This is a genomic window from Micromonospora sp. NPDC000442 (genome assembly GCF_042898635.1).
In the GTDB taxonomy this organism is placed as follows: Bacteria; Actinomycetota; Actinomycetes; order Mycobacteriales; family Micromonosporaceae; genus Micromonospora.
Map to the genome: position 1 here is coordinate 117,217 of NZ_JBIAYZ010000010.1, position 23,133 is coordinate 140,349.

The 23,133-nt window shown below is 71.7% G+C and carries 21 protein-coding genes and 2 pseudogenes; 10 read left to right on the forward strand and 13 right to left on the reverse strand.

The window, feature by feature from the left end; translation table 11 throughout:
- Position 1: 1 nt before the first annotated feature.
- Both tsaD and ACFY2A_RS18135 read left to right on the forward strand, forming a co-directional pair.
- Positions 2 to 1,048, forward strand: a complete 1,047-nt coding sequence (gene tsaD, locus ACFY2A_RS18130) for a tRNA (adenosine(37)-N6)-threonylcarbamoyltransferase complex transferase subunit TsaD (RefSeq protein WP_387172893.1) — start codon at positions 2 to 4, stop codon at positions 1,046 to 1,048.
- Between the two features lie 13 nt (positions 1,049 to 1,061).
- Positions 1,062 to 1,316 (forward strand): hypothetical protein, encoded by a 255-nt coding sequence (locus tag ACFY2A_RS18135; protein ID WP_281603026.1) that lies wholly within the window; start codon positions 1,062 to 1,064, stop codon positions 1,314 to 1,316.
- Between the two features lie 22 nt (positions 1,317 to 1,338).
- Here ACFY2A_RS18135 and ACFY2A_RS18140 read toward each other — a convergent pair whose 3' ends face one another.
- The 11 genes and pseudogenes from ACFY2A_RS18140 to ACFY2A_RS18190 all read right to left on the reverse strand — a co-directional run bounded on the left by ACFY2A_RS18140 (position 1,339) and on the right by ACFY2A_RS18190 (position 11,885).
- A complete protein-coding gene (locus tag ACFY2A_RS18140) occupies positions 1,339 to 3,009 on the reverse strand; it encodes a copper resistance protein CopC (protein WP_387172895.1) in 1,671 nt (556 codons plus the stop codon).
- An 18-nt stretch (positions 3,010 to 3,027) separates the two neighbouring features.
- Positions 3,028 to 3,765, reverse strand: a complete 738-nt coding sequence (locus ACFY2A_RS18145) for a DUF4142 domain-containing protein (protein WP_363925671.1) — start codon at positions 3,763 to 3,765, stop codon at positions 3,028 to 3,030.
- A 143-nt stretch (positions 3,766 to 3,908) separates the two neighbouring features.
- Positions 3,909 to 5,090: an ROK family protein gene (locus ACFY2A_RS18150; RefSeq protein WP_387172897.1), complete on the reverse strand. Its 1,182-nt coding sequence runs from the start codon at positions 5,088 to 5,090 to the stop codon at positions 3,909 to 3,911.
- Positions 5,091 to 5,118: 28 nt separating this feature from the next.
- Positions 5,119 to 6,378 (reverse strand): sugar ABC transporter permease, encoded by a 1,260-nt coding sequence (locus ACFY2A_RS18155; RefSeq protein ID WP_387172901.1) that lies wholly within the window; start codon positions 6,376 to 6,378, stop codon positions 5,119 to 5,121.
- Complete coding sequence (locus ACFY2A_RS18160; RefSeq protein ID WP_387172903.1) at positions 6,375 to 7,193, reverse strand: ATP-binding cassette domain-containing protein; 819 nt, start codon at positions 7,191 to 7,193, stop codon at positions 6,375 to 6,377. The genes ACFY2A_RS18155 and ACFY2A_RS18160 overlap by 4 nt, the downstream gene beginning before the upstream one ends.
- A 103-nt stretch (positions 7,194 to 7,296) precedes the next feature.
- Positions 7,297 to 8,391 carry a substrate-binding domain-containing protein gene (locus ACFY2A_RS18165; RefSeq protein WP_363925667.1) on the reverse strand — a complete coding sequence of 365 codons (1,095 nt, stop codon included), beginning with the start codon at positions 8,389 to 8,391 and terminating at the stop codon, positions 7,297 to 7,299.
- Positions 8,392 to 8,601: 210 nt separating this feature from the next.
- Complete coding sequence (ybaK, locus tag ACFY2A_RS18170) at positions 8,602 to 9,081, reverse strand: Cys-tRNA(Pro) deacylase (protein ID WP_387172905.1); 480 nt, start codon at positions 9,079 to 9,081, stop codon at positions 8,602 to 8,604.
- Positions 9,082 to 9,157: 76 nt separating this feature from the next.
- A pseudogene (locus ACFY2A_RS18175) lies at positions 9,158 to 9,568 on the reverse strand (SAM-dependent methyltransferase); the annotation flags it as partial.
- Between the two features lie 441 nt (positions 9,569 to 10,009).
- Positions 10,010 to 10,582, reverse strand: a pseudogene (locus ACFY2A_RS18180) (hypothetical protein); the annotation flags it as partial.
- 320 nt (positions 10,583 to 10,902) lie between these two features.
- Positions 10,903 to 11,094 carry a DUF397 domain-containing protein gene (locus ACFY2A_RS18185; RefSeq protein WP_387172907.1) on the reverse strand — a complete coding sequence of 64 codons (192 nt, stop codon included), beginning with the start codon at positions 11,092 to 11,094 and terminating at the stop codon, positions 10,903 to 10,905.
- Entirely contained in the window at positions 11,085 to 11,885 is an 801-nt protein-coding gene (locus ACFY2A_RS18190) for a helix-turn-helix domain-containing protein (RefSeq protein ID WP_387172909.1), read from the reverse strand. The genes ACFY2A_RS18185 and ACFY2A_RS18190 overlap by 10 nt, the downstream gene beginning before the upstream one ends.
- A gap of 371 nt (positions 11,886 to 12,256) precedes the next feature.
- Between ACFY2A_RS18190 and groES the strand changes: the two genes are divergently transcribed.
- The 3 genes from groES (at position 12,257) to ACFY2A_RS18205 (ending at position 16,302) form a co-directional block, all read left to right on the forward strand.
- Positions 12,257 to 12,571 (forward strand): co-chaperone GroES, encoded by a 315-nt coding sequence (gene groES, locus ACFY2A_RS18195; RefSeq protein WP_089155197.1) that lies wholly within the window; start codon positions 12,257 to 12,259, stop codon positions 12,569 to 12,571.
- 71 nt (positions 12,572 to 12,642) lie between these two features.
- On the forward strand, positions 12,643 to 14,292 hold the full coding sequence (gene groL, locus ACFY2A_RS18200) for a chaperonin GroEL (protein ID WP_387172912.1): 1,650 nt from the start codon (positions 12,643 to 12,645) through the stop codon (positions 14,290 to 14,292).
- Between the two features lie 276 nt (positions 14,293 to 14,568).
- Positions 14,569 to 16,302, forward strand: coding sequence for a molybdopterin-dependent oxidoreductase (locus ACFY2A_RS18205; RefSeq protein WP_387172914.1), 1,734 nt, complete (start codon positions 14,569 to 14,571; stop codon positions 16,300 to 16,302).
- A 197-nt stretch (positions 16,303 to 16,499) separates the two neighbouring features.
- On the opposite strand, the gene ACFY2A_RS18210 is transcribed toward ACFY2A_RS18205, so the two are convergent.
- Positions 16,500 to 16,883: a WhiB family transcriptional regulator gene (locus tag ACFY2A_RS18210; RefSeq protein ID WP_387172916.1), complete on the reverse strand. Its 384-nt coding sequence runs from the start codon at positions 16,881 to 16,883 to the stop codon at positions 16,500 to 16,502.
- Positions 16,884 to 17,136: 253 nt separating this feature from the next.
- Between ACFY2A_RS18210 and ACFY2A_RS18215 the strand changes: the two genes are divergently transcribed.
- The gene (locus tag ACFY2A_RS18215; RefSeq protein WP_387172918.1) at positions 17,137 to 17,937 is read left to right on the forward strand and encodes a response regulator transcription factor; all 801 of its coding nucleotides are present in this window, start codon (positions 17,137 to 17,139) and stop codon (positions 17,935 to 17,937) included.
- Positions 17,938 to 18,011: 74 nt separating this feature from the next.
- On the forward strand, positions 18,012 to 18,149 hold the full coding sequence (locus tag ACFY2A_RS18220) for a hypothetical protein (protein WP_387172920.1): 138 nt from the start codon (positions 18,012 to 18,014) through the stop codon (positions 18,147 to 18,149).
- 15 nt (positions 18,150 to 18,164) lie between these two features.
- Here ACFY2A_RS18220 and ACFY2A_RS18225 read toward each other — a convergent pair whose 3' ends face one another.
- Entirely contained in the window at positions 18,165 to 18,575 is a 411-nt protein-coding gene (locus tag ACFY2A_RS18225) for a DUF5319 domain-containing protein (RefSeq protein ID WP_363925658.1), read from the reverse strand.
- Positions 18,576 to 18,771: 196 nt separating this feature from the next.
- Here ACFY2A_RS18225 and guaB point away from each other — a divergent pair, with 196 nt between their 5' ends.
- The 3 genes from guaB to ACFY2A_RS18240 all read left to right on the forward strand — a co-directional run bounded on the left by guaB (position 18,772) and on the right by ACFY2A_RS18240 (position 23,040).
- Positions 18,772 to 20,334 carry an IMP dehydrogenase gene (gene guaB, locus ACFY2A_RS18230; RefSeq protein ID WP_387172922.1) on the forward strand — a complete coding sequence of 521 codons (1,563 nt, stop codon included), beginning with the start codon at positions 18,772 to 18,774 and terminating at the stop codon, positions 20,332 to 20,334.
- 37 nt (positions 20,335 to 20,371) lie between these two features.
- A complete protein-coding gene (locus tag ACFY2A_RS18235; protein ID WP_387172924.1) occupies positions 20,372 to 21,490 on the forward strand; it encodes a GuaB3 family IMP dehydrogenase-related protein in 1,119 nt (372 codons plus the stop codon).
- A 119-nt stretch (positions 21,491 to 21,609) separates the two neighbouring features.
- Positions 21,610 to 23,040 carry a M1 family metallopeptidase gene (locus ACFY2A_RS18240; RefSeq protein ID WP_387172926.1) on the forward strand — a complete coding sequence of 477 codons (1,431 nt, stop codon included), beginning with the start codon at positions 21,610 to 21,612 and terminating at the stop codon, positions 23,038 to 23,040.
- The last annotated feature ends 93 nt before the right edge of the window (positions 23,041 to 23,133 follow it).

Below are 23,133 nucleotides of genomic sequence, written 5' to 3' on the forward strand. Positions count from 1 at the left end.
CATGGCTGACGAACCACTGATCCTCGGCATCGAAACCTCGTGCGACGAGACCGGCGTCGGTGTCGTACGCGGGCACACCCTGCTCGCCGATGCGCTCGCATCCAGCGTGGACCAGCACGCCCGATTCGGTGGGGTGGTGCCGGAGGTGGCCAGCCGGGCGCACCTGGAGGCCATCGTGCCGACGATGCAGCGGGCATTGACCGAGGCGGGGTTGACGCTCGCCGACGTCGACGCGATCGCGGTCACCGCCGGGCCGGGCCTGGCCGGGGCGCTGCTGGTCGGGGTGGCCGCGGCCAAGGGATACGCGGTCGCCGCCGAGAAACCGGTCTACGGCGTCAACCATCTCGCCGCGCACGTCGCGGTGGACACGCTGGAGCACGGTCCGCTGCCCGAACCGGCGATCGCGCTGCTGGTCTCCGGTGGCCATTCGTCGCTGCTCCTGATCGACGATCTGGCCCGGGGCGTGACCCCGCTGGGCGCCACCATCGACGACGCGGCCGGCGAGGCGTTCGACAAGGTGGCCCGGCTGCTCGGTCTACCGTTTCCCGGTGGGCCTTACATCGATCGGGAGGCCCGGGCCGGCGACCCGGCGGCGATCGCCTTCCCGCGTGGCCTGACCGCAGCCAAGGATCTCGTGGCGCACCGCCACGACTTCTCCTTCTCCGGGCTGAAGACCGCGGTGGCGCGGTGGGTGGAGGCTCGCCAGCGGGCCGGCGAGCCGGTCCCGGTCGCGGACGTCGCCGCGTCCTTCCAGGAGGCGGTCTGCGACGTGCTGGTGAACAAGGCCCTGGACGCCTGCCGTGGTCGGGGTGTGGAGACGCTGGTGATCGGCGGGGGAGTGGCGGCCAACTCACGGTTGCGGGCGATGGCCGAGCAGCGGGCCGCCCGGTACGGCATCCGGGTACGGGTGCCCCGGCCCGGCCTGTGTACGGACAACGGCGCGATGGTGGCGGCGCTCGGCTCGCACCTGGTCGCCTCGGGCGTCGCGCCGAGCCGGCTCGACCTGCCCGCGGATTCGGCCATGCCGCTGACCACGGTCAGCGTCTGAGGAGGACGACGACGTGATCGTACGGATGTGGGAGGCACGGGCTGAGCCGTACGCGCTCGCCGACCTGATCACCTGGGTGTGCGACAGCGCGCTGCCCGAGTTCGAGCACGATCCGCTGCACGTGTCCAGCGAGGTCTTCTCCTCCACCGACCACCGGGTCGTGGTGATCTCCAAGTGGCGCAGCAGCCCTCGGCCGCTGCCCGACCCGCCGGTGATGCTGCTGGCCCGGCAGCCGCATTCCTGGGACTTCACCCAGGTCGACCGCTGAGGCGTCATCGAGCCAGGTCAGGTCAGCGAATCGTCACCGTGGTGGTGGCGGTGGAACGGTCGATCTCGCTGGTTCGGGCGCTGACCCGCAACGTCCAGTCACCGGCGACCGGGAAGTGGATTTCGGCGCTGCCGTGGTGCGGTTCCAGCGCGAACACGTCGACGGTGATCGGCTCGATGCCGGCCTCCGGCAGGGCGGCGGTGACCGTCCACTCCGCCACCGGCAACTCCTTCGCCTGCGGTGTGTAGACGTACGCGTGCAGGCTGTTCGTGGTGCCGGCGACCGCCGGGTAGATGTCGAACTGCAAGGTGAACAGATCGGTGGTGAGCGATTGCGCGACACCCTCCCGGTTCACCCCGTCGGCCGCCGTACCGGCGGACCGACCAGGCGGTGTCTGCACCAGCACCGCCGTCAGCGCCAGCACCACCGCCGTCACGGCGAGTTCCACGCCGGCCGCCCGGGCGACCCACCGGGGTCGAACCGCCGCGACCCGTCGCCTGATCAGTCGGCGTTGCCCGGCCGCCACCGCCAGCACCCCGGCCAGCAGTGCCGCCTTGGCCAGCAGCAGGCGACCGTACGTGCTGCCCCACAGGGCCGAAGGGCGGCCGAGCTCGATCACGGCCTGACCGAGCCCGGCGGCGACCAGCCAGGCCACCGCGAGGGTGGCCAGCCGGGACCAGGCCGGCAGGATCCGGGCGAGCACCCGCTCGTGGGTGCCCCGGAGCAGGAACACGGTAAGCGCGAACAGTCCGCCCAACCAGACGGTCACCCCGGCGACGTGCAGGGTGCCCAGTGCGATGCTCACCGGCGGCAGCGGCGAGGCGACCGGATGCCCGGCCAGTGGCCAGGTGACGAACCCGGCCAGGCCGATTGCCGCCAGTGCCGCACCGCGTACCCGCCCGGCGACGACGCGACCGGCCGACGAACGGTCATCAACACCCCGCAGCACCGCCGGCAGCAGGGCCGCCGCCAAGCCGACCAGCGCCAGCCGGGCGGCCAGCACCACTCCGACGTCGCTGTCCGCGACGGCCCGCAGGTCGGCCAGGGAGAGCTGCCCGACCGGCGCACCGACCACCTGTGCCGCCTGCCCGACCCAGGTGCCGAGCGTGCCGGCGGCGACCAGACCGAGCCCGCACAGCGCGGTGGCCGTGGCACCCCGACGGCGGCGGCGGGGCCACATGGTGGCCGCGAGCAGCGGCGGGCCGACCGCCAGGAGCAGCCCCAGGTACCCGAGGTACTTCGCTACCGGTACCAGCACCCCGGCCGGTGACTCGGACTCCGCCAGGGCCGGCTGCGGCGGGGTCGCCGACGGTGCCCCGGCGGCGAAGGTGAAGCTGCCCGCGACCGGGTGACTGTCGGCCGAGATGACGCGGTAGCTGACCAGGTAGGTGCCGAGTGGACGGTCCGAGGGTCGCAGGGCGATCCGGACGGTCCGGTCCCGAACCTCGGGCTCGCCGACATTGATCCGCTTTCCGTCGGGGGCGAGGACCTGTACCCGGCCGGGGACCACGGCGATGGTTTCGCTGAAGGTCACCAGCACCTCGCGCGGCGCGTACCCGAGCACCTCGTCACGCTGCGGGGTGGTGGCGACCACCACGGCGTGCGCCGCCGCTGGGCCGGCGGGGCCCAGGGCGGCGCACAGTGCGGTGAGGATCAGCCCGAGCAGGGCAGCGGCTCGGGTACGAACGGTCATCGAATCAGGTGGCGGCGATCAGCTGCGACGGAACATGCGGTACGTGAGGAAGCCGCCGGTGCCGAGGGCGCCGAGGAAGATCGCCCAGATCAGCGTGTTGCTGACGCCGATCTGCGGGCCGGTGTTGGCCGACGCGGCGGCGAGCAGGCCGTCGTTGCCCGGGGCCGGCAGTGCGGCGGGCGGCAGTTCGGCGTACCGGACCAGGCCGGTGCTCTCCAGCATCCGCATGTGATCACCGACGAACGTGTTCGCCGAGTTGGCCAGGTCCCGGATGACCTCGTTGCGGGTGCTGGCCCGGACCGCGCCGATGACCGGGAAGATCTTGCCGTGGGCGACCCGGAGCCGGGTGACGAAGATCTGGTCGAAGCGGGCGCCGTTGGCGTCCTTCATCTCGGTGAGCCAGCCCTGCTGCTCGGCGGTCGGCGCGTTGGGAATGACGGCGCTCAGCTTGTTGGCCGCCTCCACGGTGATCCGGTCAAGCTCCTCGTGCTGCCGGGCGATCTCGGCGCCCACCTCGCGGACCACCCGTGACTGGCCCTTCTCGGCGGCCATCTGCCCGGCCGGCATTTCCCAGAGCCCGGCGAGCCGTACCCCGTCGAGCAGGGCCTGGTCGGCGGCGGCGAGTTGCTGAGCGGCGGGCGCGGCCAGAGCCACGCCGGGCAGGACGACGAGGGCTGCGGCGATGGTGGTGAGCAGCACCGCCAAGCGACGGGACCGGTTGCCCTGCCGGCGACGAGCGGAATCCAGCGGTGCCATGTCTGCGACGCCTCCTCGGACGAGAACCGATCGTTGAGCGACGGACGTCCGCACCCCGTCGGCCGTCCGCAACCTGGTACGGATTGTTCGGCCGATCAGTTCACCGATTGGCGAAACCTGCTCGCGAAATCTGGAACTGGAGGTCAGTTGACGTCGAGCGGGTCGGCCAGCAGCCGGTCGAAGGCGAGTTCGCCCGCGCCGACCAGGGGAGCGTCCTCACCGAGCTTCGGGGTACGCAGTCGGACGTGCTCAAGGCAGGCCGGCAGCCCGTTGGAGTTGAGCCGACTGCGCACCTGTGCAGCGGCGGCCAGATAGAGGTCGCGCATGGTGCCGCCGAAGATGACCATCTCCGGGTTGAAGATGTTGACCAGGTTGGCGACGCCGAAGCCGAGCCAGTCGCCGGCCTGGCGTACCGCGATCTGGGCCTGGGCGTCCCCGCGGTCGGCGGCGTCGAAGACCGCCAGCATCGCCTCCCGGCCTCGGGCGTCGGAGCGGCCGGCCGCCCGGAGCAGCCCGTGCTCGCCGATCTCGGTCTCCCAGCACCCCCGGTTGCCGCACTCGCAGCGGGCCCCGTCGCGGACCACCACCATGTGCCCAACCTCGCCGCTGTAGCCGCCGTGCCCGGTCAGCCGCCGGCCTCCGGCGATGATCCCGGCGCCGACGCCGACGTCGCCATAGAGGTAGATGACGTTGTCGCAGCCGGCCGCCGCGCCACGGGCGTGTTCGGCGAAGGCCGCCACATCGGCCACGTTCCCGACCGTGACCGGCACGTCGACCCCGAGTTCCGAGCCGAGCGCCGTGCCGATCGGCTCGTCCACCCAACCGGTGGTGGGCCCGAGCCGGACCAGGCCGTCGTCGCGGCGGACCATGCCGCAGACCGCAACCCCGGCACCGACGCAGACGGCATCCTCCGGCAGCGCCTGCCGCATCTCCTTGACCGCGCCGGCCAGCAGCGGGGCGGCCTCCGCGGCGGTGAGACCGCGGGGGCGGTCCAGTTCCCGGCGGTCGAGCACCGCGCCGCCGAGCCCGACCCGCGCGGCCCGGAGCCGGTCCACCTCGATGCTGTACGCGTACGCGAAGACCCGGTCCGACTCGGGCCGGACGACAAGCGACGGTCGTCCGGCCCGGCCGGTTTCCTTCGGCGCCCCCTCAGTCACCAGGCCGGCCGCGGCGAGGTCGGCGGTGAGCGCGCCGATGGTGCTCCGGTTCAGCCCCAGTGCGGTGGTCAGTTCCGCACGTGTGGTGGCACCGTGCACGTGCACGTAGCGCAGCAGGGCACCGAGATTCTGCCGACGAATCTCATCCTGGCTCGGTCCCACGCGCATCGGTTGTGACTACCTTCGGTGCAGCGGATCAGCGGCTGCCACTGGCTGCGGCTCGTCGGCGCGACAGCGCGTCGACGCTGGCCGCCAGGAGCAGCACCACACCGGTGACCACGTACTTGACGCCGGAGCTGTAGCCCATCAGACCCATGCCGTTGTCGATCACCGCGACCACCGCGCCACCGAGTACCGCGTCCAGCACCCGGCCCTTGCCGCCGAAGAGGCTGGTGCCACCGATCACGGCCGCGCCCACGGCGTAGAGCAGCACGTTGCTGCCGCCGGTGTTCGGGTCGACGGAGTTGGCCCGGCTGGCGGCGACGATGCCGCCGATCGCGGCCATCGTGGAGCAGATGACGAAGACCGAGATGCGGATCCGGTCCACGTTGATGCCGGCCCGGCGGGCGGCCTCCCTGTTGCCGCCGACCGCGTAGACGTGGCGGCCGTAGCTGGTGCGCTGGAGCACGAAGGTCCAGACGATGAGCAGCACGGCGATGATCGGCACCACGATCGGTACGCCCTTGAGCGAGCTGATCAGCACGTTGCGGCTGCGCTCCAGGTTGAGCATGTAGACCGCGAGGCCGAGGATGACCGCCAGCCCGCCGATCCGGGCGAGCACCACGGTCATCGGGTCGGTGATCAGGCCACGCGCGGCGCGATTGCGGTGGCGGAGCAACTGGACGGCGGCGTAGCCGGCGACGGCCACGGCGGCGAGCGCCCAGCCGATCACCGGGGGCAGGTTGCGGTTGGCGATCGCCACCAGCACCGAATCGCGCACCGAGATGTTGCGTCCCTGCTCCATCAGCAGCAGTACCACGCCCTGGAAGGCCAGGAAGCCGGCCAGGGTGACCACGAAGGACGGGATGCCGATCTTGGCGACCAGGAGGCCGAGGATCGTACCGATCACCATGCCGGTGAGCACGGCGGCGGCCACCGCGACGTACCAGGGATATCCGAGCACGGTGACCACGTTGGCCAGCACCGCCGCGCAGACGCCGCTGGCGAAGCCGGCCGACAGGTCGATCTCACCCAGCAGCAGGACGAAGACCAGGCCCATCGCGATCAGGGTGACCGCCGCGCCCTGGGTGAACAGGTTGGCGAAGTTCCCGGCGCTGAGGAAGGACGGCCGCAGGATGGAGAAGATCGTGCAGAGGACGAGCAGGCCGAGGACGGCGGGCAGGGCGCCGATGTCGCCACCGCGTACCCGTCGCCAGTAGTCGCGGACGTGGCTGCCGACGGAGGGCGTCGACGCGACGGCGGCCGGCCCTTCCTGCTTGACGGCGGTGGTGCTCATGAGACGCCTCCCGTGGTGCTACCGGCCGGCGCCGCGCCGTTGCCGTTGGTGGCCGGTTCGCCGGTGAGCCCGAGCCCGCCGGAGCGACCGGCGGTGATCAGCTCGACCACCTGCGCGTGAGTGATGTCGGTGGTCTTCACCTGGGCGACCATCTGGCCGAGGTAGAGCGCGGCGACCCGGTCGGAGACGGCGAAGACGTCGTTCATGTTGTGCGAGATGAGCACGACGGCCAGACCGTTGTCGGCCAGCCGCCGGACCAGTTCGAGCACCTGGGCGGTCTGCGCGACGCCGAGCGCGGCGGTCGGCTCGTCCAGGATCACCAGCTTGCTGTTCCAGAGCACCGCCTTGGCGATCGCCACGGTCTGGCGCTGGCCGCCGGAGAGGCTGGAGACGTGCTGGCGCAGCGACTTGACGGTGCGTACGGAGAGCCCGGCGAGCGTGTCGGCCGCCATCTGTTCCATGGTCGGCTCGTCGAGGACGATGCCGCTGCGCTTCTCGCGGCCGAGGAACATGTTCTGCACGATGTCGAGGTTGTCGCAGAGCGCGAGGTCCTGGTAGACGACCTCGATGCCGAGCGCTGCTGCGTCGCGCGGGCTGTGGATGTTCACCGGCCGGCCGTCGAAGACGAACTGCCCGGCGTCGGTCGGGTAGATGCCGCTGATGCACTTGACCAGGGTCGACTTGCCGGCGCCGTTGTCACCGACGAGCGCGGTGACCTCGCCCGGATAGGCGGCGAAGGCGACATCGCGTAGGACCTGGACGGGACCGAAACTCTTGTCGATCCCGCGTAGCTCCAGCAGAGGGGTCGCGGACACGGGGTTCTCCTTTGTCACGGAGGGAGATCGGGGCCCGTCCAGCGGCGGCACGCCGCCCGGCACGGGGTTACCGTGCCGGGCGGCGCCGCCTAGGCGGGTGAGGTCAGCTGATGCCCGCTTCGGTGCAGAGCGCGGCGAAGTTGCCGGTGCAGACCTCTTCCTTGGTCACGAAACCGTCGGCGATGACGTCCTTGACGTTCTCCTTGTAGATCGCCTGCGGGGTGAGCAGGACGGCGGGGACGTCGCGGTTGCCCTCCGGGTCCTTGACGGTCTGGCCGGTCTCCTTGCGCTCGCCCTTGGCCAGCGCGATGGCCAGCTCGGCGGCGGCGTCGGCCTCCTGCTTGACGGCCTTGTAGACGGTCATGCACTGGTCACCGGCGAGGATGTTCTGCAGGCCCTGCGTGGTGGCGTCCTGGCCGGTCACCGGGACCTTGCCGTTGAGCTTGTTCTTCTTCAGCACCGAGATGGCGGCGTTGCCGAGGCCGTCGTTGGCGGCCAGCACACCGTCGATCTTGCCACCGGTCTGGGTGAGCATCTGCTCGAAGATCGTGGCGGCCTGGGCGTTGTCCCAGTCCGGCACGGACTGGTCCGGGCCCTTGACGTACTCGTTGGCGTCGAACTTGGGCTTGAGGATCGAGTCGTAGCCGTTCTTGAACAGGGTGGCGTTGTTGTCGGTCGGCGACCCGTTCAGGTACGCCACGACCGGCTTCTCCGCCTTCTGGTCGGTCAGGCACTTGGCCAGGCCCTCGCCCTGGAGCTTGCCGACGGCCTCGTTGTCGAAGCTGACGTAGTACTCCGCCGAGCCGCCGAGGGTGAGGCGGTCGTAGTCGATGGTGGCGACGCCCTGCGACTTGGCCTTGTCGAGGACGGCCTTGCCGGTGCCGGAGTCCAAGTTCACGATCATCAGCGCGGTGACGCCGCTCGTGATCATCTGGTCGGCGATGGTCTGGAACTGGGTCTTGTCGCCCTGCGCGTTCTGGATGTCCGCCTCGACACCGGCAGCATCGAAGGCGGCCTGGAGGAACTTGCGGTCAGCGCCCTCCCAGCGGGCGGAGGACTTGCTGTCCGGCAGGATCACGCCGATCTTCGGGGTCACGTCGGAGCCGGCCTGGTCGCCGCCGGACTCGTCGCCACAGGCCGTCAGGCTGCCGAGGGCCAGCAGGCCCACGGTGCCGACGGCGAGGAAGCCCTTGCGCATGTGCAGGGTCCTTTCGAGGGTGGGGAAGGGTGTCGGTGTTTTTGTTTTGTTGTGTCCGGCAACGTATTGCGCGCCACACGCCAGCACAAGGGTGCGCCGGTCATGAGTTTGTTGTCAGCGGTAACAATTCAGCAACGCCCTCGACATCGCGCCGCCACCGTCCGTGTTCCGGTGCCGGCGTCCCGTTCAGCCGGGACTCCTCCGGCCGGGTCAGACGGCGGCGAGGCGTGCGGTCTGCGCGTCGGTGAGCGCGACCAGATCCCCGGGGCTCAGCTCCACCTGGAGCCCTCGGCGGCCGGCCGAGACGTACACCGTCGGGTGCGCCAGGGCGGAGACGTCGAGGACAGTGGGCAGGCGTCGCCGCTGGCCCAGTGGGCTGATGCCGCCGCGCACGTACCCCGTGGCCCGCTCGGCCGCCGCCCGCTCGGCCAGCGTGGCCCGCTTGCCGCCCACGGCCGCCGCCAGCGCCTTGAGGTCGAGATCGCCGGTCACCGGCACCACCGCCACCGTCAGCGCCCCGTCAACCTCGGTGACCAGAGTCTTGAAGACCCGCTCGGGCGCCACCGCGAGCGCGGCGGCGACCAGCGCGCCATAGTTGGGCTCGTCAGGCGAGACGTCGTACGGATGGGTGCGATGGTCGACCTTCCGCTTCGCCAGCAGCGCGATCGCCGGGGTGCCACGTCCCGCCATGTCCGCCAAGGTAGCCCCGGCCCGATACCCGAGCCAGTGCCTTCTCAGCCGGTGGTTCGGCTCCGGGGGCTCGGGTTCAGGCCACCGGGCGGCAGAGCAGGACCGTCGGGGCGCTGGCGACCCGGGTGAGCACCAGGCTCGCCGGCTGGTCGCCGGCCAGCCGCAGGTCGCGCCGGAGTCGCTCGGGTTCCAACGCGGAGCCGCGCTTGAGGATCTCCACCCGGCCGACCTGCCGTTCCCGCAGCAACGCCCGCAGCCGCTTGAGGGAGAACGGCAGCACGTCGGTCACCTCCAGGCAACGGGCGTACGGCGTGCGCTGGGCTGCGTCGGCGTAGAGGTAGGCGATTGTCGGGTCGGCCAACGTGGCGTCCAGCTCGGCCGCCAGCTCGGCCACCAGGTGAGCCCGGACCACCGCCGGATCCGGGTCGTAGACGAAGCGTCGCACCGGCCCGACCACCGCCTCACGTGCCCCGGTTCCGGTCAGCTGGTACGTCGCCGGGCCGTCGGTGTGCCGGCTTCCGCCGCCGGCTCCGTCGGTGTGCCGGCTTTCCCCGTCGGTCGGGTGGCCGGAGGAAACTGCTGCTCCGCTCGGGACGACAGCCGAAAGTTTCTCCTTCAGCACTGTCGCGCGGCGGGGCAGCTCGGCCAGTTCGCCACACCAGAGGGCCGCCTCGACCAGGTCGCCGTCGACGCTCACCCACTCGGCCTCGGCACCGGGCGGGATCAGCGCGTGGTCGATCCCCGGCGCGACCTTCACCACCGTGTGCGGCACCCGCTCGGCCAGGCCGGTCACGAAGTCCCACGGCGGCGAGTACGAGTTCGGGTCGAAGATCCGGCGGCCGGTGCCGGCCCGGCGTCGGGCCGGGTCGCAGAAGACCGCCTCGACCCGGGTCACGTCGAACGCCGTCGCGTCGCCGCACTCGACGGTGACCAGGTCGGCCAGCCCGGCGGCCTGGGCGTTCGCCTCGGCCAGCGCAGCGGTGAGCGGGTCCGCCTCCACCGCGTACACCCGGAAGCCGGTGCGGGCGGCGGCGAGCGCGTCGGCGCCCAGCCCGCAGCCCAGGTCGGCAAGCGTGCTCACCCCGGCGGCGCGCAGCCGCCGCGCCCGCCGGTCGGCGACGACCTGCCGGGTGGCCTGCTCCAGCCCCGGCCGGGTGAAGAACATGCCGGCCGCCGCCGGCCCGAACTTGCCGGTCGCCCGGCGGCGCAGCTCCGCCTGGGTCAGCGCCGCCGCCGCGAGCCCGGCCGGCACCCCGGCCGAGCGCAGCGCCGCCGCCGCGACCAGCGGATCACCGCCGGCCACCCGGGCCGCCGCGTCGAGCGCGGCCGACCCCTCAGCGGTACGCAACGCGGCGAACTGCTCCAGATCCACCCGCCCCATTCTTCCGTCCCGCCCCCGTCCGCCCCGCCGGAGGCCCCGGCCGGCCTCTTGCGGGCATGCCGGTCGCGACTTGCGGCATCTTGGGCCCTCACGCCGGCCGGAAGGCGCGGGTTGCGGCATCTTGGGCTGTCAGCTCGGCGGGAGGCCGCGTCATGCCGCAACCCGCGCGCACACCCGCGGGGCGAGGTCGGGCAACTCGGCAGCCCGGGCCGGGGTGGGCCGGCTTGGGCCGGGCCTGGCCGGGCCGAGTCGGGCCGAGCTGAGCTGAGCGAGCCGAGTCGGGCCGAGCGAGCCGATTCGGGCCGATTCGGGCCGAGTCGAGCTGAGTCGAGCTGAGCGAGCCGAGTCGGGCCGAGTCGAGCTGAGCGAGCCGAGCCGAGTCGGGCCGGGAGGCGGTGGGCGGGCGCGCGGCGCGGGCGGACGCCGCGTCGGGGCCGGGTCTAGCGGGTGGGGGCGTGGGGGGCGACGAAGGCGCGCCAGGCAGCCGGGGTGAAGGCGAGCACCGGGCCGGCCGGGTCCTTGCTGTCGCGTACGGCGACCACGCCGGGCAGGTTGTCGGCGACCTCGACGCAGGCGCCGCCATTGCTGTTGCTGCGGGAGGACGTGCGCCAGGCGGCACGGGTCAGGTCCATGACTTCGCCACTTCCTCGATCAGGCGGGCGGACTGCCGGCGCGGCAGCGCCTCACCGGCCACAGTCTCCCAACGTCGTCCGAGGCTGGCAAGGTCGTTCGGGCTGTCCACAGTGTGCCCCCGGAGCTGGTTGTCCAGGTGCGCCACCTCGGTGCCGTCGGCGAGCCGGGCCAGCACGAACGGCCCGTTGAGTCCGACGTACCACGGGGTCTCGGCCGGGATGACGCGTACCTGGACGTGCGGGCGGTCGGTGAGGCTGCGCAGGTGCTCCAACTGCTCGCGCATCGTCGCGCGCTCGCCCACCTGCCGGCGCAGCACCTGCTCGTCGAGCACCGCGACGAGCTGCGGCGGCTCCTCGCGGGCGAGCACCTCCTGCCGGGCCATCCGGGCCAGCACCCGCTTCTCGATCTGCTCGTCGGTAAGCGGTGGGCCGGCCCGGAGCATCGCCCGCGCGTACGCCTCGGTCTGGAGCAGGCCCGGCACCACGGCCGGGTCGTACCAGCGCAGCGCGACCGCCTCGCGTTCGATCTCGCCCCACGGCCGGAACCAGTCCGGCTCGGCGTGCAGCCGGATCAGCTCCAGCATCCCGACGAAGAGGCCGCCGGTCTCCAGCACCTTGTCGAACCGGGCCAGGTAATCGGCGCTCAGCTGGTTCGGACCGATTTCCATCGCGCTCACCGCCGACGGGGAATAGTTGATCATTTTGCTCAGCTCCTCCTGGCTCAGCCCGCGTACCTTGCGGGCCCGGCGCAACTGGTCGCGCAGGAATCCCAGGGTTGGTATGTCCGCCATCTGCCCGCCCTCCGTGACGTGGTCGCGCCGGAGAGTAAGGGTCGGCGCGCTCGGCGGGAAGGCACTGTCGGCGTGTTGCGGTCAACCCTGGCGAACGGCGACGGAAGACTGCGGAAAGAGTGGCGGTGCGGGTGCGCGAGCGTGGCGACACGGGGGTGGCGGATTGGCACTCTCCTTGACGGAGTGCTAGCCGAGGAATAACCTGCGATTAGCACTCTCACCCTGAGGGTGCCAACCTTCGGGCCCTGGTGTCCGAGGGTTGAACGCCAGGCGGACCGGCACCCGCGACGACGGCCCCGCCCGGTGGCATGTGGCAGATTGACGCTGGTCGGCATGCCGATCGGCAACGAAACCAAGTACCCCAGGAGGGTATGCCCGTGACTACCGCGACCAAGGTTGCGATCAAGCCGCTCGAGGACCGCATCGTGGTCCAGGCGAACGAGGCCGAGACCACCACCGCCTCGGGCATCGTGATCCCCGACACCGCCAAGGAGAAGCCGCAGGAGGGCACCGTCCTCGCTGTCGGCCCGGGCCGGATCGACGACAAGGGCAACCGCGTGCCGATCGACGTCTCCGTCGGCGACACCGTTCTCTACTCGAAGTACGGCGGCACCGAGGTCAAGTACGCCGGCGAGGAGTACCTGGTGCTCTCCGCCCGCGACGTCCTCGCGGTCATCGAGAAGTAAGCAACCGATCAGTGTCGTTGCCCCGGTCCGGCTCGCCGGGCCGGGGCAACGTCGCTTTCGAAGGGACATAGATGGCGAAGATCCTGAGCTTCTCGGACGACGCCCGGCACCTGCTGGAGCACGGTGTCAACGCGCTCGCTGACGCGGTCAAGGTCACCCTCGGGCCGCGCGGGCGCAACGTCGTCCTCGACAAGAAATTCGGTGCGCCGACGATCACCAACGATGGTGTGACCATCGCCAAGGAGATCGAGCTCACCAACCCGTACGAGAACCTCGGCGCGCAGCTGGTCAAGGAGGTGGCGACCAAGACCAACGACGTCGCCGGCGACGGGACCACCACCGCGACCGTGCTCGCCCAGGCCATGGTCCGTGAGGGCCTGCGCAACGTCACCGCGGGCGCCAACCCGGCCGGCCTCAAGCGGGGCATCGACGCCGCCGCCACCAAGGTCTCCGAGGCGCTGCTCGGCAAGGCCGTCGAGGTCTCCGACAAGAAGTCGGTCGCGCACGTCGCGACGATCTCCGCGCAGGACGCCACCATCGGCGAGCTGATCGCCGAGGCGATGGAGAAGGTCGGCCGTGACGGTGTGATCACCGTCGAGGAAGGCTCCGCGCTGCACACCGAGCTGGACGTCACCGAGGGCCTCCAGTTCGACAAGGGCTTCATCTCGCCGAACTTCGTCACCGACGCGGAGTCGCAGGAGTCGGTGCTGGAGGACGCGTACGTCCTGATCACCACGCAGAAGATCTCCGCGATCGAGGAGCTGCTGCCGCTGCTGGAGAAGGTCCTCCAGAACAACAAGCCGCTGCTCATCATCGCCGAGGACGTCGAGGGTCAGGCGCTGTCCACCCTGGTGGTAAACGCCATTCGCAAGACCATCAAGGTCTGCGCGGTCAAGGCGCCCGGCTTCGGTGACCGCCGCAAGGCGATGCTCCAGGACATGGCGATCCTCACCGGCGCCGAGCTGGTCGCCCCGGAGCTCGGCTACAAGCTCGACCAGGTCGGCCTGGAGGTGCTGGGCAGCGCCCGGCGCATCGTGGTCGACAAGGAGAACACCACCGTCGTCGAGGGTGGTGGCCAGGCCAGCGAGGTGGCCGACCGGGTCGCGCAGATCCGCAAGGAGATCGAGGCCTCGGACTCCGAGTGGGACCGGGAGAAGCTCGCCGAGCGGCTGGCCAAGCTCTCCGGCGGTGTGGCGGTGGTCAAGGTCGGTGCGGCCACCGAGGTCGAGATGAAGGAGCGCAAGCACCGCATCGAGGACGCCATCGCCGCGACCAAGGCCGCGGTCGAGGAGGGCACCGTGCCCGGCGGAGGCGCCGCCCTGGCGCAGATCCTGTCGGTGCTCGACGACGACCTCGGCTTCACCGGCGACGAGAAGGTCGGCGTGTCGATCGTGCGTAAGGCACTTGTCGAGCCGCTGCGCTGGATCGCCCAGAACGCCGGCCACGACGGCTACGTCGTCGTGCAGAAGGTCACCGGCAGCGACTGGGGCCACGGCCTCGACGCCGCCGTCGGCGAGTACGTCGACCTGACCAAGGCTGGCATCATCGACCCGGTCAAGGTGACCCGCAACGCGGTCACCAACGCCGCGTCGATCGCCGGTCTGCTGCTCACCACCGAGAGCCTGGTGGTGGAGAAGCCGGCCGAGCCGGAGCCCGCCGCGGGTGGCCACGGCCACTCGCACGGCCACGGTCACAGCCACCAGCACGGCCCGGGCTTCTGAGCCTGCCGTACGCCGAACGTGGGGCGCACCGTCGACCAGACGGTGCGCCCCACGCGTCTTGAGTCTGGGCGGTCGTGCCCCGGGTTGACTTCGGTCGCGTCCCGGCCGGCTTCGGGCGGCCTCGGTCGTGCCCCGGCTGGCGTCGGGCGTGCCCCGAGCGTCGTCGGGCGTGGCTCCGGGGCGTCGGACGCCGACCGGGCTGTGTACCGGTGACGAGAGGTTACGGAACGCCGACGGCGACTTCCGGACCGTTGGTCGGTGGGAAACACTGGGCGGGTGAGCAGCACGACACCCCGGTTCGCGGCCCTGGCCGGCGTCGCCGCCGCTGCGGCGGCCATCGGCACCGCCGAACTGGTCGCCGCCCTGACCGGCCCCCGCTCGTCCCCGCTCGTCGCGGTCGGCGGTCTCGTCGTGGACACCGCCCCCGAGCCGGTCAAGCGGTTCGGCATCGAGGTCTTCGGCACGTACGACAAGATCGCCCTGCTGGTCGGTACGGCATTGCTGCTCGGCGGCTTCGCTGCCCTGTTGGGCATGCTGGCCGTCCGCCGCCTGACGGTCGGCCTGGCCGGCATCGTCGTCTTCGGCGGGATCGGCGCGGCAGCGGCCCTGACCCGGGCCGGCGCGGACGCCGCCGACGTGCTGCCGTCGCTGGTCGGAGCGGTGGTCGGCGGGGTGGCGCTCTGGGCGTTCGTCGCCGGTCCGCTCGAACTCGACCCCTGGCCCTGGTCCCCGCCGACGCCGGTCGGCCCGCCCTCCGTGACCGGTCCCGCTGCCGAGCCGGACCCGGATCCGGTCGGAACCGCCGGGGTCCCCGACGGGACGGCGACCGACCCGACCGCGTCGGCCGGAAGCCCGTCGGTCCCGGGAAGCCCGCCGGCCCTCGGACGCCCGTCGGACCCCGGTGGCCCGTCAGGCCCCGCAGCGCCGGGGCGGCGGGTCGACCCGGACTCGCGGCGGCGGTTCCTCACCGGTGTCGGCACGGTGCTCGGGGTGGCCGCCGTCGGGGGAGTCGCCGGGCGGTGGCTCGCTGGCCGTCAGGGGGTGTCGGCCGCCCGCGAGGCGATCACGCTGCCGGCCCCGGTCTCCGCCGCACCAGCGGTGCCGGCCGGCGCCGACCTGGCCCAGCCCGGGCTGACCAGCTACGTCACGTCGAACCGGAGCTTCTACCGGATCGACACCGCGCTTGTGGTGCCGCAGGTCGATCCGACGACCTGGCAGTTGCGCATTCACGGCCGGGTCCGTAACCCGGTCACGCTGAGCTACGCCGATCTGCTCGCCCGGCCCATGGTGGAGCGGTACGTGACGCTGGCCTGCGTCTCCAACGAGGTCGGCGGCGACCTGATCGGCAACGCGCGGTGGCTCGGCGTACCGATCCGGGAACTGCTCGACGAGGTGGGGCCGCTGGACGGAGCCGACCAGGTGGTCGGGCGTTCGGTGGACGGTTGGACCTGTGGCACCCCGACCGCCGTGCTGCGTGACGGGCGGGACGCGTTGCTTGCCGTCGGCATGAACGGCGAGCCGCTGCCGGTGCAGCACGGCTTCCCGGCCCGGATGGTGGTGCCGGGCCTGTACGGCTACGTGTCGGCGTGCAAGTGGATCACCGAACTGGAGTTGACCAGCTTCGCGGACTTCGACGCGTACTGGGTGCCCCGGGGGTGGTCGGCGCAGGGGCCGGTGAAGACGCAGTCGCGGATCGACACGCCCCGCCCGCGCAACCGGCCGGCCGCCGGCCCGGTCACGGTCGCGGGCGTCGCCTGGGCGCAGCACCGGGGCATCGACCGCGTCGAGGTACGCGTCGACGAAGGGCCCTGGCAGGAGGCCCAACTGGCGCCGACCATCTCGGTGGACACCTGGGTGCAGTGGTCATGGCAGTGGCCGGCCACCCCGGGGGAACACACCCTCCAGGTCCGGGCGACGGACAGCACCGGCGAGACGCAGACCGGCGAGCCACGCGGCGTCGCGCCCGACGGCGCCACCGGCTGGCACTCCATCAAGCTCACCGTCACCTGACCCCACCCGCACCACCCCATCCGCACCACCCCACCCGCACCACCCACCCGCACCGGTTGATCATGAGGTTGTTGTTGCCCCGTCGGCGTGTCGATGACAACAACTTCATGATCGATCCGCCGGTAGTGGCGGGAGTGGGGCGGACAGCGCGACGCCGCGTCCCTCGGGTCGGGACGCGGCGTCGGTGGTGCGGTTGGTCAGGCGACGTTGCGCTGGATGGGCACCGTCGAGCGGTGCGAGCTGCCCAGCCGGGCCTCCAGCCGGTTGACGTCGACGCGGGTCTGTCGGCGGTCGGCGAGGTCCTCCCAGCCGACCGCGAGCAGCCGCAGCCGCTCGGACTCACTGAAGCCACCCCACACGCCGTACGGCTCGCGTACCGCAAGAGCGTGCGCGGCGCACTCGGCGCGGACGGGGCAGGAACGGCAGACGGCCTTGGCGGAGGATTCCCGGCGCAGCCGGGACGATCCCCGCTCACCGTCGGGGTGGAAGAACTGGGCGCTGTCGCGGCCTCGGCAGGCACCAAGCCGCTGCCAGTCCCAGAGGTCGATGATGGGTCCGGGCAGTCTACGTACGTTCGACATCAGCACCCCTCCTCTCGCGCGGCACCGCGAGACAGCTTGTGGCCGGTTGTCCGGGCGGCGGGCCGCGCAGGCGCACCGTTCCCGGCCTGGCCACTCCCTACCCGGGCGTCCCTCGCCTCACACGTCTTTGATCCAAAGCATCTGACAGATTGCGGCATATGCCCTATCTGTCGGAAAAGTTGGGAGGATTGCCCGGAACCTCCTCCCGACCGGGGCCGGTCATGGTCTGCTCGTCAGCGGAGAGGAGATGCCTGTGCGTACCGTTCTCGTGTGCGTTCGAACGCCGCTCGCGGCGCAGCACCTGACCTCCGCGGCAGCGCGGTTGGGATTGTCGGGTGCCGTCCGGACGGCGGTCTCCGACCCCGAGGTGATGTTGCGGCTGGCCGAACGTCCGGCCGACGTGGTGCTCGCCGACACCGCACTAACCCGCCCCGACAGCGTCGGCTTCGTCCGCCGGGTGCTGGCCCGCGCTCCGCAGGCCGCTGTCCTGCTGCTCGGTGCCGAGGAGTCCGAGGCGGCGGCGGCGACCATCGGCGCCGGGGCGCGTGGGCTGATTCAGGGGGTCGACCAGGATCTGACCAGCGCCGTCGCCAAGGCGCTGCTGCTGCTGGCCGCGCCCGGTCGGACCAACCGACACCGGATCGCTGATCCCGCCCGGGACGCCGCAGCGGTCGGCAGCCCGACCCGCCCGGCACCCGGCGGTCGCACCGGCGGCGATGCGCCCACCGCCTGGGCGGGTACGGACGCGGCGGGCAGCCCGGCGGTGGTGCCGGTGCAGCGTGGCGACGATCCGGCCGAACCGGGTGCCGAGTCCGAGCCGGACAAGCCCGCATCGCCAGCGCGGACCGACCGGTCCGTGATCGGCCTCACCGAGCGGGAGCTACAGGTGCTGCTCGGCATGGCCGAGGGCAAGAGCAACGCCGAGATCGGCCGGGAACTGTTCGTCTCCGAGGACACCGTCAAGACCCACGCCCGGCGGCTGTTCCGCAAGCTCGGTGCCCGCGACCGGGCGCACGCCGTGGCCGCCGGCTTCCGGGCCGGGCTGGTCGCCTGAGTTCGCCGGCCGGATCGGTCCGGCCGAGTTCGCCGACCACGCCGGTCAGGCCGATCTGGCAAGTCGGGTCGGCCATGGCGGTCCGGCCGGCCATGGCGGTCCGGCCGGCCATGGGGGTCCGGCTGGCCACGGCGGTCGGGTCGGCCACGCCGGTCGGGTCGATCTGGCAGGTCAAGTCGGCCGGGCAGGTCGGGCTGGTCCGGGCGAGTTGAGCTGGCGGCAGCGGGTCAGCGCTCCGCGCCGGGCTCGTCGTCGGTGCCCTCGCTGAGGGTGTCGTGCACGCCGTCGGCGTAGCCGCGCGCGTAGTCCCAGGTGACGTAGTGGTCGGGGTCGGGATCGTAGGCAGGCTCGTGCACCCGTGGGCGCCCGGAGTTGAGCAGGTGCCGCAGGTTGCCCCGGAGCAGGTCCCAGTCGAAGTAGTGCGGTTCCCGGCAGTCCTCACACTCGATGACCAGCCCGCGTACGCCGATCGGCGCGAGCAACGCCTGGTAGATCTCCAGGTCGGCGAGGTCCTCCAGCACGTCCTGGCGCTCGACGTCGGTCAGTGGGTCCAGCGGCGCGTCGTCGCCGGTGGCGTCCAGGTCGGCCGCCGGATCGGTCGGGTCGCCGGTGAACGGGTCGATGGGATCGTCGTGCACCCCCTCACCGTAGTCCCCTGCCACCGTCGACGCCTGTCCCCCGGTCGCGCGAGCCGTTACCGGGGCGGGCGCCGCGCGGTTCAGGTGGTGAAAGCTTCAGTGGGTACGATGAGGCTGACGCACCCTCGCCCGGCGTTCGCCGGTGCCCCCGTGCCACCTCGCTGAAGCCCGGTTCGAGCAGCTCAGGAGAGCAATCGTGGAGAATTCGCCCCGTACCGACCTTTCCGCCGGCGTCGAGGGCGGCGAGCTGGGCGGCCATCTGCCCGAGCTGCCCGCCGGTTCGGCCAGGGTGGTGCCGCTGGGGCTGACCTTCGACGACGTGCTGCTCCAGCCGGGTGAGTCCGACGTGGTACCGAGCCGGGTGAACACCATCACCCGGTTGACCCGTAACGTCTCGCTCTCCATCCCGCTGCTGTCCAGCGCGATGGACACGGTCACCGAGGCCCGGATGGCGATCGCGATGGCCCGCCAGGGTGGCATCGGCGTGCTGCACCGCAACCTCTCGGTGGAGGATCAGGCGCTCCAGGTCGACCTGGTCAAGCGCTCCGAGTCCGGCATGATCACCAACCCGGTGACCGCGAGTCCGGACGACACCCTGCGCGAGGTCGACCAGCTCTGCGGGCGCTACCGCATCTCGGGGGTGCCGGTGGTGGACGCCCAGGGGCAGTTGGTGGGCATCGTCACCAACCGGGACATGCGCTTCGTCTCCGACCCGGCCGTGCCGGTTCGCGAGATCATGACCAAGGCGCCGCTGGTCACCGCACCGGTCGGGGTGAGCAAGGACGAGGCGCTCGGCCTGCTGCGCCAGCACAAGGTCGAGAAGCTGCCGATCGTCGACGGCTCCGGCAAGCTGCGCGGGTTGATCACCGTCAAGGACTTCACCAAGAGCGAGCAGTACCCGAGCGCCACCAAGGACGAGGCCGGGCGGCTGCGGGTGGCGGCAGCCATCGGTGTCGGCGAGGACGCGTACAAGCGGGCCCGGGCGCTTGTCGACGCCGGTGTCGACGTCATCATCGTGGACACCGCCCACGGTCACCAGCGCGCGGTGCTGGAGATGGTCAGCCGGCTCAAGAAGGACGTCGCCGTCGACATCGTCGGCGGCAACGTGGCGACCTACGCCGGCGCGAAGGCCCTGGTCGACGCCGGTGCCGACGGCGTGAAGGTGGGTGTCGGCCCGGGGGCCATCTGCACCACCCGGATCGTGGCCGGCGTCGGCGTTCCGCAGATCACGGCGATCATGGAGGCCGCCCGGGCGGCCCGCCCGGCCGGCGTGCCGGTCATCGGGGACGGCGGCATCCAGTATTCCGGCGACATCGCCAAGGCACTTGTCGCCGGCGCGGACACGGTGATGCTCGGCAGCCTGCTGGCCGGCTGCGAGGAGAGCCCCGGTGAGCTGATCTTCGTCAACGGCAAGCAGTTCAAGACGTACCGCGGGATGGGTTCGCTCGGCGCCATGCAGTCCCGTGGGCAGGCCAAGTCCTACTCCAAGGACCGCTACTTCCAGCAGGACGTGACAAGCGACGAGAAGCTGGTCCCGGAGGGCGTCGAGGGCCAGGTGCCGTACCGTGGGCCGCTGGCCCGGGTGGCCCATCAGCTGGTCGGCGGCCTGCGCCTGGCGATGGGGTACGCAGGCGCGGAGAACATCCCCGAGCTGCACCAGCGGGGTCAGCTCATCCGGATCACCGCGGCCGGGCTCAAGGAGAGCCACCCGCACGACATCCAGATGACCGTCGAAGCGCCCAACTACCACACCCGCTGACCTCTCCCACCACCCCCGAAGACATCTGGAGTGCCCCATGCGTGACGTGGTCGAGATCGGGCTGGGCAAGACCGCGCAGCGCGGCTACCACCTGGACGACATCGCCATCGTGCCGTCCCGCCGGACCCGGGACGTCGACGACGTCTCCACCGGATGGCAGCTCGACGCGTACCAGTTCGGCATTCCGTGCGTCGGGCACCCCTCCGACGCGACGATGAGCCCGGCCTCGGCGGTCCGGCTCGGTCAGCTCGGCGGGCTCGGCGTACTAAACGTCGAAGGGCTGTGGACCCGCTACGAGAACCCGAGCAAGGTGCTGGAGGAGCTCGGCGGCCTCGACGAGGACGCCCGCGCCACCAAACGGCTCCAGGAGGTGTACGCCGAGCCGATCCGGCCGGATCTGATCACCGAACGGGTCCGCGAGCTGCGTGACGGTGGCGGCACGGTGGCGGTGCGGGTCTCCCCGCAGCACACCCTGGCGCTGGCGCCGGTCATCCTCGACGCGGGCGTCGACATCCTGGTCATCCAGGGCACCATCGTCTCGGCCGAGCACGTCTCGACCACCGACGAGCCGCTCAACCTCAAGGAGTTCATCGCCGACCTCGACCTCCCGGTCATCGTCGGCGGCTGCACCGACTACAAGACGGCCCTGCACCTGATGCGCACCGGCGCGGCCGGCGTGATCGTCGGTATCGGCGGGGACGAGTGGTCCACCACCGAGTCGGTGCTCGGCATCCGGGTACCGATGGCCACCGCGATCGCCGACGCTGCCGCGGCCCGGCGCGACTACCTCGACGAGACCGGCGGGCGGTACGTGCACCTGATCGCCGACGGCGACATCCGGACCTCCGGCGACATCGCCAAGGCCCTCGGCTGCGGTGCGGACGCGGTGATGCTCGGCGAGCCGCTGTCGCTGTGCGAGGAGGCGCCGGCCGGCGGGTCCTGGTGGCACTCGGCGGCCAGCCACCCGTCGCTGCCCCGCGGCGCCTTCGAGACCGCCGGTGAGCCCCTCGGCTCGATGGAGCGCCTCCTCTTCGGCCCCGCCGACGAACCGGACGGCCAGCTCAACCTCTTCGGCGGCCTGCGCCGTGCCATGGCCAAGTGCGGCTACCGCGACCTCAAGGAGTTCCAGAAGGTCGGCCTGGTCCTGGACCGCTGAGCCCGCCCCTCCCGCCGAGTCGATCGTGCAGTTGTGGCACCCGGTCGGATGGGTGATGCCCGATTCGCCACGTGCCACAACTCCATGATCGACGGAGCGGGCGCAGTAGGCTCGGGCTGGTGAGCAGCAGGGTTGGCAGGTGGTGGGGGGCCGGTGCGGCGGCGGTGATCGCGGCCGTGGTGGCGGCGGTCGTACTGGTCATCGGCATCGGGGACCGGGACGCGGCGGAGCCGGGCGGGTTCCGGGCGGGCAGCGTCGATCTCGGCGACCCGTACGTGCCGGGCAGCGGCAACGGCGGCTACGACGTGGCCCACTACCGGCTCGTGGTGCGCTACGACCCGGCTGATGACCGGCTCACCGGCAACGCCGAGATCACCGCGACCGCCACCCATGCGCTGTCCCGATTCAACCTGGACCTGTCCGGGTTGGAGGTCAGCTCGGTGACCGTGGACGGTGCCTCGGCCGAGCACCGGCGGGACGACGGCGAACTCGTGGTCACCCCGGCCCGGGGGCTCGACTCCGGTAGTCGGTTCACGGTGGAGGTCACGTACGGCGGCGTGCCCGAGGCGGACGCCGACGGCGTGCTGGGCAGTGGCGGTTTCCAGCACACCGACGACGGCGCGATCGCCCTCGGCCAACCACACTCGGCGGCCACCTGGTTCCCGGTCAACGACCATCCGTCGGACAAGGCCACCTACGACCTTGAGGTGACCGTCCCGGACGGGCTCGCCGCGCTCAGCAACGGGGTACCGGGGGAGCAGACCAGCGCCGACGGCTGGACCACCTGGCGCTGGGCCGAACGTGCACCGATGGCGAGCTACCTCACCACTCTGGTGATCGGCGACTACCGGGTGCAGACCGACGAGCACGCCGGCAAGCCCGTGGTCACCGCCGTACCGGACGGACTGCCGGCGACCGGGCCGGCGGCGGCCTCCCTGGCCCGCACCGGCGAGATCGCCGACTTCCTGACCACCCGCTTCGGGCCGTACCCCTTCGAGTCGTACGGCGGCGTGGTGGTCTCCGACGGCCGGATCGGGTACGCGCTGGAGACCCAGTCCCGGCCGGTCTACGGGCCGGGTTTCTTTCGCGGCGGTGAGCCGAACTTCAGCGTGGTCGCCCACGAGCTGGCCCACCAGTGGTTCGGCAACAGTGTGGCGCTGGCCCGCTGGGGTGACATCTGGCTCAACGAGGGCTTCGCCAGCTACGCCGAGTGGCTGTGGGAGGAGCACGACGGCGGGCGCAGCGCCCAACGCAACTTCGAACTCCAGTACGCGGCCACCGACTGGTCCCGGCGCACCCTCGATCCCGGCCCCGGTCAGATGTTCAGCACCGCCGTCTACAAGCGTGGGGCGCTGACCGTGCACGCGCTGCGGCGTACCGTCGGCGACGACGCCTTCTTCGAGATCCTGCGGACGTGGACCAGCGAGCGTCGGGACGGCACGGCCACCACCGACGACTTCGTCGCCCTGGCCGAGCGGGTTTCCGGGCGTGAGCTGGGCCCGTTCTTCGACACCTGGCTGACCGGCACCGCCGCCCCCGCCCTGCCCTGACGGGCGCTTCGTCCACCCGGCCACCCTCGGCCGGAGAACGGCCCGCCGCAACCGCCGGATCGACGTACTTCCGGTGATTATTCGATCGGTAGG